Here is a 1,711-nt window from a genome sequence, read left to right as displayed (position 1 = left end):
CCGGCCCCGTCCACGGCTCACGGCTCACGGCTCACGGCTCACGGCTCACGGCTCGAACTTGTAGCCCAGCCCTCGCACGGTGACCAGGTACCTCGGCGCGCCCGGGTCCGGCTCGATCTTGGCGCGCAGGCGCTTGACGTGGACGTCGAGGGTCTTCGTGTCACCCACGTAGTCCGCGCCCCACACCCGGTCGATCAGCTGCATGCGCGTCAGGACGCGGCCCGCGTTGCGCAGCAGCATCTCCAGCAGGTCGAACTCCTTCAGCGGCAGGTCGACCTTGGTCCCCGAGACCGTGACGACGTGGCGGTCCACGTCCATCCGGACCGGGCCGGCCTCCAGGGCCGCGGGGGTGACCTCCTCCGGCTCACCGCGGCGGCGCAGGACCGCGCGGATGCGGGCCACCAGCTCCCGCGAGGAGAAGGGCTTGGTCACGTAGTCGTCGGCCCCTATCTCCAGACCGACCACCTTGTCGATCTCGCTGTCCTTCGCGGTGACCATGATCACCGGTACGTTCGACCGGACGCGCAGCTGCCGGCAGACCTCCGTACCGGGCAGGCCCGGCAGCATCAGGTCGAGGAGGACGAGGTCCGCGCCGTTGCGCTCGAACTCGTCGAGGCCGTCGGGGCCGGTGGCCGCGACGGCCACCTCGAACCCTTCCTTGCGGAGCATGTAGGACAGGGCGTCGCTGAAGGATTCCTCATCCTCGACGACAAGCACTCGGGTCACGGAAGAGCCTCCGGGGAAGGAAATGAAGCGAAGGTGTCGGTCTCGTACGGCCCGTCGTCGTCGACGGAACCGCCGTCGACGATGAGGGGTCCGCCGGTGCGGCCCCGTACGACGCCCGACTCGGGCAGTCGCAGGGTGAAGGTGGAGCCCTGGCCCTCCGAGCTCCACACGGTGACCTCCCCGCCGTGCGAGGCGGCCACGTGCTTGACGATGGCGAGGCCGAGACCGGTGCCACCGGTGGCCCGGGAGCGGGCCGGGTCCACGCGGTAGAACCGCTCGAAGACCCGCTCGCGGTCCTTCTCGGGGATGCCGAAGCCCTGGTCGGTCACGGCTATCTCGATGAGGTCCCCGCCGGGCGCGGTCATCCGCTGGGCCGCGATGCCGACGCGCGTACGGGCGGGGCTGTAGTTGACGGCGTTCTCGACGAGGTTGCCGAGCGCGCCCACGAGCTGGCCGCGGTTGCCCCAGACGAAGAGGTCCGCGGTACCGCCCGAGGCCATGGTGATCTGTTTCGAGGCCGCCTGCTGACGGCACCGGTCGATGGCCTCGGCGACCAGCTCGTCGACCCGGACCGGCTCGGCGTCCTCCAGCGGGTCGTCGTTCTGCACCCGGGAGAGGTCGATGAGCTCCTGGACGAGGTTGGTCAGCCGGGTCGCCTCGATCTCCATACGGCCGGCGAACCGCTCCACCGCCTCGGGGTCGTCCGAGGCGTCCATGACGGCCTCGGAGAGCAGCGACAGGGCGCCGACCGGGGTCTTCAGTTCATGGCTGACGTTGGCGACGAAGTCACGGCGCACCGCCTCGATGCGGCGGGCCTCCGTGAGGTCCTCGACCAGCAGGAGCACCAGCCGGGAACCCAGCGGGGCGACCCGGGCCGAGACGGCGAGCGCCTCGCCGCGTCCGGTGCCGCGCCGGGGCAGGTCCAGCTCGCCCTGCCGTATCTCTCCGTCCCGCCGGGTGTCCCCTGTCTCTTATACACATCTCT

The 1,711-nt window shown here is 70.7% G+C and carries 1 protein-coding gene and 1 pseudogene; both read right to left on the bottom strand.

Translation table 11 applies throughout. From position 1 onward, the window contains the following. Positions 1-45: 45 nt before the first annotated feature. Positions 46-726, bottom strand: coding sequence for a two-component system response regulator PhoP (locus IH13_RS0130380; protein ID WP_031089297.1), 681 nt, complete (start codon positions 724-726; stop codon positions 46-48). Further along, positions 723-1,688, bottom strand: a pseudogene (locus tag IH13_RS0130375) (sensor histidine kinase); the annotation flags it as partial. The gene IH13_RS0130380 and the pseudogene IH13_RS0130375, both read right to left, overlap by 4 nt. Positions 1,689-1,711: the final 23 nt, after the last annotated feature.

The sequence above is a fragment of the Streptomyces sp. NRRL WC-3549 genome (genome assembly GCF_000721935.1).
Taxonomy (GTDB): Bacteria; Actinomycetota; Actinomycetes; order Streptomycetales; family Streptomycetaceae; genus Streptomyces.
Note: the sequence above shows the minus strand (reverse complement) of the source record. Positions and strands in the feature narration are given on the sequence as shown.